Origin of the sequence: Prevotella pectinovora, assembly GCF_000834015.1 — a bacterium.
Lineage (GTDB): Bacteria > Bacteroidota > Bacteroidia > Bacteroidales > Bacteroidaceae > Prevotella > Prevotella pectinovora.
In genome coordinates this window covers 44607-54679 of record NZ_JXQI01000076.1, presented here as the reverse complement: position 1 = coordinate 54679, position 10073 = coordinate 44607, and the positions used below count along the sequence as shown (strand labels likewise).

At 48.2% G+C, this 10073-nt stretch carries 3 protein-coding genes and 1 rRNA gene; 3 read left to right on the top strand and 1 reads right to left on the bottom strand.

Annotation, left to right across the window (positions count from 1 at the left end; all coding sequences use genetic code 11):
• From rrf to ST42_RS11485, 3 genes are all read left to right on the top strand, one after another.
• Nucleotides 1–85: ribosomal RNA gene (rrf, locus tag ST42_RS13315) — 5S ribosomal RNA — on the top strand; the annotation flags it as partial.
• A 449-nt stretch (nucleotides 86–534) separates the two neighbouring features.
• Nucleotides 535–1698 (top strand): sensor histidine kinase, encoded by a 1164-nt coding sequence (locus ST42_RS11490; protein WP_044073601.1) that lies wholly within the window; start codon nucleotides 535–537, stop codon nucleotides 1696–1698.
• A gap of 351 nt (nucleotides 1699–2049) precedes the next feature.
• Nucleotides 2050–3174: an AAA family ATPase gene (locus tag ST42_RS11485; protein ID WP_042517403.1), complete on the top strand. Its 1125-nt coding sequence runs from the start codon at nucleotides 2050–2052 to the stop codon at nucleotides 3172–3174.
• Between the two features lie 249 nt (nucleotides 3175–3423).
• Here ST42_RS11485 and ST42_RS11480 read toward each other — a convergent pair whose 3' ends face one another.
• Nucleotides 3424–9984 (bottom strand): DUF4465 domain-containing protein, encoded by a 6561-nt coding sequence (locus tag ST42_RS11480; RefSeq protein ID WP_052488338.1) that lies wholly within the window; start codon nucleotides 9982–9984, stop codon nucleotides 3424–3426.
• Between the last annotated feature and the right edge of the window lie 89 nt (nucleotides 9985–10073).

Sequence of the window (10073 nt, the reverse complement as noted above, 5' to 3'; positions counted from 1 at the left end):
CTCTTCCCCTTCCGAACAGAGAAGTTAAGCCCGCTTGCGCCGATGGTACTGCAATGCAATGTGGGAGAGTAGGTAACCGCCTTTTTTCACTTTAAGACTTGAATCCTCCGGAAGAGCAATCCTCCGGAGGATTTTTTTGCGTCTGTACGCATCAGAGGCTTTTTGGGTCCTCATGCAGCTTTATGTCTGTTTTCATCAGGCGATAATTGAATTGTCCGGACAATTACCAGATGGTTTTTGACCCCAGAAACAGACGGAAGTGACTGAATTATAGACACTTCCGAATATGGGACCAGATGGTTGACGGTTTTTGGGAAAATGTGGGTTAAATACCAGAATTGTACACGTGTCATAAGACTGATCACTTCCTTGTCTTGTTTTTATATCTCCATTTAACCTGAAACGGTCATTAGGCCGTTCAATGGTAGTATTTTATAACTGCTTGCAGTCTTTTGATTTTTATACTGTGTCCTTAAAAATGTCTTTGTAAACATTTGTATTGCAATAAATAGTAGTTATTTCCGTTACTATGATATGCAATGGACAGATAGAATAAGGCAAGTTAAGATCATTCTCGTGTTGGCGGCTATTGTAATAGCGGTAACATCCCTGATAATCTCAAATATCTTTGTAAAGGACCTCGCCAAGGAGGAACGCAACAAGATGGAAATTTGGGCGGACGCAATGCGCTCGTTCAATATGGCCGACGAGACCACAGATTTGGGGCTTGTACTGAAAGTGATGAACGACAACAATACCATTCCCGTTATCGTGCTTGATAATAAGGGACTGGTGCAGATATGCAGAAACGTTGATGTAGGCAACCGTTCTGAGAAGGACAGTGTTGCGTATGTGTCGCATTTGGGAAAGCGTCTTTATGACGCTGGCAGATTCATCAGAATCTCTATGGATGATGCTAATAAGAAGGCTTATGTGGATGTATGCTATGATGATTCCACGATACTGAAACGTTTGGCGTATTATCCTTATGTGCAGCTTGGAGTAGTGCTTATATTTGTTGTAGTGGCTATATTCGCTTTGCTGACATCAAAGAAAGCAGAACAAAACAAGGTGTGGGTAGGTTTGTCAAAGGAGACCGCACATCAGCTGGGTACACCGATATCCAGTCTTATGGCCTGGATAGAGATACTGAAGGAGAATTATCCTGATGATAACCTTATCCCGGAGATGGACAAGGATGTGAAGCGCTTGCAGCTTATTGCCGACCGCTTCTCCAAGATTGGCTCATTGCCAGAACCTGTGCCGTCGAGTCTCAGTGATGTGGTAGACCATGTGATCGACTATATGGACCGACGGACATCATCTAAGGTTCTTATGACAAAGAAATTCCCTCAGAATGATATTATCGTGAATCTCAATACTTCTCTTTTTGAGTGGGTAATAGAGAACCTCTGCAAGAATGCCGTTGACGCCATGGAAGGCGAGGGGCATATCACTATCGAGGTCTTGGATTTGCCCGGCAAGGCAGTTATCGAAGTTACTGACGATGGCAAGGGTATAAGGAAGAAAGACATAAGTAGCGTGTTCAAGCCCGGTTTCACGACAAAGAAACGTGGGTGGGGCTTAGGTCTTTCTCTTGCCAAGAGAATCGTTGAGGAATATCATCATGGCCGCATCTTCGTTAAACGCAGTGAAGTGGGAGTTGGCACGACGTTCAGGATTGAGATAAAAAAATAAATAATTTTTCCTGATCATACTTTAAGTTCGGTTGTTTTTGAGTGAGGGTATTCTAAAAGGTTGCCGAAGAATAGTAAATACAATCGTGGCGACAAACAGATGTTATTGTCAGATACTTATATAAGGTTCACAAGTTAGTGGTCCACTAACTTGTGAACCTCGATATTTTTGTTTATATTTGCAAAGTATTTACATAATACTTAGCTGCACTCGGCAAATTGAGAGTAAACTCTCTTTGCGCTCGTTTGCAAAGTATTTACATAATACTTAGCTGCACTCGGCAAATTGAGAGTAAACTCTCTTTGCGCTCGTTTGCAAAGTATTTACATCGTCAATATAAGTATTTGGGATATGGAAAAAGCATTTGTTTACGGAATGTCGGTAGAGGGCAATAACTTCACCGACCGCATAAAGGAAGCCAAGCGCATAAAGCTTGATTTTGAAAGCGGCATAAACGTCATCCTCATCTCGCCAAGGCGAATGGGAAAGACCTCACTGGTAAAGAAGGTAATGTCGGAAATGGACGTTCCGCAGGTGAAAACAGTGTATATGGATATATACGACTGTCGTAGCGAGTATGATTTCTACAACCGCTTTGCTTCGGCAATACTGAAATCCACGGGCAACAGGGCGGAGCAGATATTGGAAAACATAAAGCGTTTCCTTGTCCGCCTTTCGCCCAAGTTCTCCTTCAGTCCTGAGCCAAATTCGGAGTTCTCATTATCGCTTGGAATAACGCCGAAGGACTATACTCCCGAAGAGATACTCAATCTTCCGGAACTCATTGCACGCGAAAAAGGCTTCCGGATAGTTGTATGTATCGATGAGTTCCAGCAGGTAGGCGAATTTCCAGGCAGCATAGAAGTGCAGAAGCGTATGCGCGGTGTATGGCAGCATCAGCAGAATGTGTCCTATTGTCTGTTTGGCAGCAAGAAACACCTGATGATGAATATCTTTCAAAGTAAGCGGATGCCATTCTACATGTTCGGCGAGATGATATACCTAGACTGTATCCCCACGGAGTATTGGGTGCCGTTCATCTGCTCCCGCTTTGAGAAATACGGAAAACGAATCTCTGACATTTACGCATCCAGGATATGTGAGTGCGTCGGAAACTATTCATCCTACGTACAGCAGTTGGCGTGGAATGTGATGGCAGAGACGGATACGGAAGTGACAGAAGAAACATTTCATCGGGGCGTTGATGCTCTGCTGGAACAATGCAACAGCCTGTTTGTGCAGCAGACGGAATCACTCACAACCTACCAGCTCAACTTCATCCGTCTGCTTTGCAGCGGCATCCACAATGGCTTCTCATCAAAGAAAGTTGACGATATTTATCCAATTGGAACGAAATCTAATGTGGAGCGCATTAAGAAAGCTCTTTTCGAAAAGGAAATCATCACCCAGACCAAGGAGGGAGTGTTTCTTGCCGACCATGTTTTCGAGGTGTGGTTCAAAAGGGAGTTAATGTAACTATTTAGGTAATTCATCATAAATATAGATTGAAAAAGCGGTACAAGAGAAGTGCAGCAGCCTTGCACCGATAGTGCAGCATAGGTAAACTGACAGTATCACATAGCTATACCAGCGGTATACCGCCGCTTCACTATATGACGAGACATTATTAGCTGACGATGCGTTATCAGAAGAAAGCCCCGAAACCTATTCACAAGGTTCCGGGGCTTTCTCTATCGATTATTTATAACCTCAAAATGTGGATTCTCACCTCACGCCTACCTTAACGGTCTTGCCGTCGGTGGTGCGTATGATGTTGACACCTTTCTGGAGAGCGTTCAGTTTCTGTCCGCTGATGTTGTAGCGGGCAGCTACGTTACTGTCAGAATCCTCAACGCCATTGATGCCGTCAACGATGTCGAACGGTATGTTCAAGAACTGAATCTTGCCCTTCTGTGTGGCGCTTACCACAACGTTGAAACTGTTGTAGTAGCCCTTCTTCACAGTCAGTCTGCCGTCGGCAGAGAGAGTCACGTTCTGTGCCAGTTCCTCGCTCAGAGCGTCGGCAAATGCGTAAGAAACCGTAGCCGAAGCATCATCGAACGTGAAGAACTCGCTGAGATCAATCTCGTCGCCAGCCACCTGAACCGGAGCCTCCGCAACGACACGTTCACCGTTGAAGTCGTCCATACAGAAGTAAGCCGATGTATTCAATCCGAATGAACCAGTGTCAGAGCCAGAGAGGGATACAGAGATGGTCTTCACTTTGCCGAGCGGACGAAGGTCAACCCACTGCCATGTGTCGAGATAGTAGCGGTCAGCCTCCTTCGAAGCACGATAGTCAGCAAGATAGCAGTCCACTGTAGATGTAGAACCGTCAGCCCTGGTGCCAGTGAATGTCGCTATGAGATAGTCACCCTCTTCAAACTTGTGTGCCACTCCGTTGCCGTTCTTTATGCAGTCAAGAGCCCACGCGTTGTTGGTGATATAGAATCCGTTTATCACGTCACCCTCCTCAGGCTTGTTGAGCACAGTTATTGTGCCCTTGTCGAATACCACCGCATAATTCTCCGACTCATCATATCCATGGCCAACAACAGAGTTATACTGGTCAGGAGTAGCGCTTGTGAACGTCGTTGCCGTACGGTTAGAATAAGCGAATCCCTGCCATGAGTTCCAGTCGAGGCTGTAGTTGTTGCTGAACTGATAAGAACCGCTCACGAACGAACCGTCGAGCTGGTTGTCGCCATATATGCCCACCATCGGTGTGCCCTTAGAGTCAGGACCGTTCCAGTAGCTCTCGCTGTTGAGATACAGGTTCTCGAATGTTGCCACTACGGCATCACCGGTCACTGCCACACGGCAAGTGTCAGAAGCCTGCTTTCCGTTGGCATCCGTCACGGTTACATAATACATGTCGCACTCCACAGGAGCATATTCCATCACAGAAATACCGAAGTCATCGAGAGAAGCCGTTGCTATCTCCTGAAGCTTTCCGTTTGTCCAGGAAATGCTGAAAGGAGCCGTTCCCTCTGTCACGTTAACCTTGAGAGAAGCCTTCTGTCCGGACTCCACACTCTCAGTAGCCTCTGCAGTTGCCTTCACGTTAGGAATCTCCTTTATCACCTCACCGCCAGCGATGAACTTGCTTGAGGCATACACCTCGCTTGACATGCCGTTGATGTTTGTCATCAGTGAGTAGATGACATACTCCTTGTCTTTCTCCAGACCCTCAACGGTAATTTTTGTCTCATCGTTCTTGTATGCGGTGATTACATTCTCAGAAGTCGTAATCTCGTCAACGGTAGGAGCATCCTCAGCTCCATCCTTGACCATATACTGGACGGCACCAGTCTGACTGAATCTCACCTTCATGTCGGCCGATGTGTCAGTGATGTTGTTGATTATCGGATAACCCTCAACCATCACCGGAGCATCCGTGTTGGCATCAAACTCATAAGCACCGATTGTAGGAGTCTCGCCGTTACGTTCCTTGCCTGTGATGTCAGTCTCCACATAAGCCAGAGGCAGTGCCTTCATCAGATTGCCAGCCTTAGAGAGTTCCAGAGTGTTCTCGCCGTCGATGAAGTTCGCAGCCTCGTTCACTCCGTTCTCCTCGTTGCATATAGCCTGCCATGCCTCGTATGAAGCAACATCCTCTTTGTGACGTGCAAACACCTCACCGGTAGTGAAGCCGGCATTGTTGGCATAAGAAGCCTTTGTCATGTAGTCGGCATTGTTGTAGCTGTATACATAACCGCCGGCGTTGTTCATCAGTACGTTGTTCACAACCTTCAAGTTCTCGGCAGTACTGCTGCTGATTACCATAGCCGAAGACTTGGCTTCACCCAACATATTTACGCTGTTGTTGGCGATGTTCACGTTGGATGCATTGTTGCCGACCTTGATACCGTAGCTCTTTTCGCTGTTGCTAACCACGATGACCTCGTTGTTCACGATATTCACCGGAACCTCTTCGCTACCCGTCATCTGTCTCAGCGTGATGGCCAGAGCAGAGTTGTTGGTGTTGAGATGGAACTTGTTTCCGCTGATTTCGAAGCTCTCGTCATACAGGTCTCTCACCTGTGCGTCGATACCGTCAAACTCCTTCGTTGTGGCGTTGTTTTCTATGCGGTTGTTGCGAATCTTCGTTCCCAACTCGTCAGACACATACAGAGACTTGGAACCCTGGTTGCGCAGGATATTGTTCTCTATCACTCCGCCTACTTCCTTAGGCAGAGCCACATAGCTTGTTCCGCCCATTCTCACACCGATGTATCCACCCTCGAGCAGACAGTTCTTCACTGTGAGATAGTCGTTGTTCTGGTAAGCCAGGTTCTTTGTATAGGTATATATCAGGTTGATGTCCTCTGAATAAGTCACCGTCATGTCTGCATGGATATAGCAGTTGTCTACAGTCACGTGGCGGCTCTGGTTCTTGATGTGTATCACACCAGGGAAATTGGTGTCTGTCGTTGTCACCTCCACACCGCGCAGTGTGAACCAGTCAGCGCCGGCAATGGTGAACGTACCAAATTCTTGGAACATCTTGTCGTCAGAATATTGCGGCTCGTTATACAAGTCGTAATATATCTTCACGTCGTGCCAGTCACCGCTTTCGCTCTGCAGCGTCACGGTATTGTTCTCCGAAGCTCCCGGAATCTCAGGCACCGTCACGTTCTCGTTGTATATACCACGCTTGATGTTGATGGTCACAGGTCCGTCGATACCGTCCTTCAGAGAGTTCACGGCAGCCTGTATCGTGCCGTAGTCAGCGCCCGCGCCCACTGTTATTGTGCCGCTCACGCCCTGTACCACCTTGGTGGAAGCCGCTGTCGCCTCTTCAACGTTTGTCGTCGTCTCGTTTGCCGTGATGCTCTCCAGCTGGGCACATGCCGTTGCCTCAGGAGCAGCCTCAGTGCTGATGTCGCCGGCGAGCCAGAAGTAGTAAGTGCCAGGCAGCGTGATCTTGTAAGAACCATTGATGGAAAGCTGACCGCCCTCCTGCTTGCCGAAGAGGTCTACAGGTGCAAACTCGGCGCTTGTTCCTGTAGCATAGATTTTTGCATTGGCGAGGGCATTGTCTGCCAGGTCGATGGCAGCGAGGTTGAATTTCTGTATGTCCAGAACGTTGAGGTCGCCGTCAGCAACCACCTCAATCTTCTGCAGCAGCGTCTCGGCACCCTTCATCGTAGTTTCAGGAGCCACGGCGGTAGTCGTTACAGAAGCCACGCTGATAGGCTGTTTCTCGTATGCCGTCACCTCTATTGCGAAACCAGCCTTTGAGTATTTCGTCACGAATTTTACGGTCACCTTGCCGTCCTCGGCATCAGAGAGGAAATAAGTCGGTTTGTCATACATGCTGTATTTGGCATCCTCCTTTTCCTTCACCTCTCCGCCATGATATACATAGAACTTGTCCTGTGCCGTCACAGTCCACTCCTTGAATGTGAGCTTCACGCTCTGTCCAGGAGTGTTAGGAGCGAATGTCACAGTTCCTTCGAAGTTTTTCGAATAATCACCGTCCACACCGCCATCGTCGTAGAACAAGAGAGGAGCGCCCTCGTTGATGAGAATCTCACCATTGTCGCCCGCCATCATGTTGTATATGTTCTTTATCATTACCGCACCCTCAGGGTCGCCGTTCTCTGTAGTCAGAGTCTCACCGTCGGCAGTGATGCTCTTTATAGCGGCGTCGATAATGTCGCCCGCCTTAGCGTCGTCAGAGATATCATAGCGCAGACGGAAGTAGTTGTCGCCTTCTGCCAGTGCCAACGGTTCGTCGAGAGTCAGTGTAGCCTCCGTTGCAGTTCCGTCGATTGTAGCCGTAGCCACAGGAGCCTTGTCGGCGGCAATCTCCTCGTCAGCCTTTGCCAGCGAGTAGAGCTTGATGGCAGCGATGCTCTTCTCCGCTCCCTTCATGTCCACAGTTACGGCTGAAAGTTTCTTGGGATTCTCGTTGCCCTCGGTAGTGATGTTGATGTTGAGGATGTCGAGATCCTTTTCGCCCACCTTTGCAATCTCCTTTGCCGACTGTGTAGCAGTAGTTGCTGCCACTTCCATTGGTTTGGAGAGATATTCGCTCACGGTAGCCACAAAACCGTTCTTTGTGTTCCATGATGAAGTAACACCGGCGTTGAATACTACTGTCAATGCTCCGTCGGCAGCAGTAGAACGGATTACGCCCTCTGGTCCCTTGGTGTAGTTGTTCTTTGTGGTCTCCCACAGCAGTTCACCTGTAGTGCCCTTGCCGCTGTAGATCTTCAGCGAAGCATGTTCAGAGCTGCTGTAGGTATTCCAGTATAGGTCAAATTTGGAGAATTCAATCTGGCATATCATACCCTCGTTGTAAGGCAGGAAGATATTGATGCGGTCGTCCGTGCCACTCTCATAGTCAGAAGAATATTCATTCTTGTTCTGTGTCTTGAAGCCCATCGAACCGTTCACTTTCTTTGTAACCGTGCCCTGGTCGGAATGCGATACCACCTGGTTCAGCACCTCGCGGTTGCCCTCTGGATTACCATCCGCAACGGTGTGGGTGGCATCACTGAGTGTAACAGAAGTCACTGCGGCATCAATCTTCTGTCCGTTGACAGCCGTTTCCTTGATGTCGTAGGCAAGCCAGAAATAGTTGTCGCCCTCAACAAGTGACACCTCGTTGGTTGCTGTTATTTCGATAGCGTCGCCAGTCACCTCAGCTTCGCCCACCTTTACGGAAGTTGAGAAGCTGGCCGCTGACTTGGTATAATATACAGTAGCCTTGCTGATGATGTCATTCGTGCCGTTTGTGGTGAAAGAGAATTTCTTTGCCGTCAGTGCCGGATAGTTGTTCTCTGTCTTCACGTTCAGTTTCAGTATTTCCTGATCTGTATCGCCGGCAGCCAGAGTCTTTGCAGATGCTTGTGTCGTCTCAACCGCCTGTGTCGTCATTGGCTGTGGGATAAACAGGGAAACCTCAGCTTCGAAACCGTCACGGGTATATGATAGTTCGCTGCCGGACACAAACTTTATTGTCAATGCTCCGTCTTCCGAGTTGGAACGTACGAATGGAGTCTCAGTTTCTCTGACGGTTCTGATAAGATTGGCTTCATCGTCCGTCGAACCGTTATATATAAGGATGTATTGTGATTTCGCGTCGTCGTGCAGAGAACTCTCGAAGATATTCATCTTTGAGAAGTTTATCATCACCTTCTTGTCGGGAGAAGCCGGTTTGAAGGTCACCATACCGTTGAATCCGATGGTTACCTCTTCTGTAGGTCCTCCATCATCATAGAAGTTGAGAGGTGTGTCGGTCACCGTGATTGTCTTGTATTCCGCTGGGAATGTCACAATAGCCGGGTTCACCAGTCCTACTGCCTCTGCTGCCGTGAATGTAGCCACGCCGTCGGGCATATTTGTCGTGGTGACACCAGTCACCTCCAGTTTCAGTTTCGCACCAATGGAAGCCTCTGTATTCAGGTCGCCAACGATGGTAAACTCATTCTTACCTTCGCTCAGCTTATGGTCGAGCGTCATTGTGTATATGCCGTTGTCCTCCGTTATCGTAGTAGCGATAGGGGTAGCACCCTTGTATGAGTCGGCGCTTCCGGCGAACAGTTTCAGAGAGAGAGGGTCTACCACATTCTCGTTCTCAGCCATTCTGAACTTGATGGATGTCAGGTGGTCAGCGTTCAGCACTCCGCTGGTGTTGACATATAATCCGGCGAGGTTCACGTTCGTCGTCAACTCAGGCGCTTTCACGTTGCCATACTGCGAACCGGCATTCGTAACGCTCATGTCCTCGAGTTTCACACACTTCACCTTTGCCACCCATCCGTCAGCTTTGAATGAGTAGCGATATATGAATCCTACCGACAATGCTCCGTCGGTTGTCGTAGAGTAGAACGACTTCTTGTCGGTGTAGATGCCGTCAAGAGTTTCAATCACGTTGCCCTCGGGCAGCTTGGTGTCTTTTGTCACTTCGTTTGTTTTAGTGGCCCAGGTGAATCCCGTGTCGTCCACTTCACCGTCGTAAACCTTCGCATATCCTTGATATGACCCCATCTGGGTCCTCACGTCAAACGACTCGAAGGTAATCATGATAGAATACCCTTGTTCTGCCGGTTTGAACACGAGAAGGGAGTGCGAGTTGCTTGAATTGGAACTCATGATCGACCCTGTGCCTTTGTAGTCGTAGTACGTGAGTTCCTGATCCGTTGCCACTGTCACTGTCTGCTTGCCGAACTGCGGCTGCAGCACTGTGTTGCCGTCTTGTGCCATCAGCTGCATTGGCAGCCATAACATAGACAACAGGAGTGCCAGCATTAGATAACTGTACTTCTTTTGCATTTTGTTTATAAAGTTAATGAATGAAAATGTTGTTGTTTCCCAAGCATCATGATTCCCTCGTGCGCCTTCCTCGAAGCCCATGAGAGACA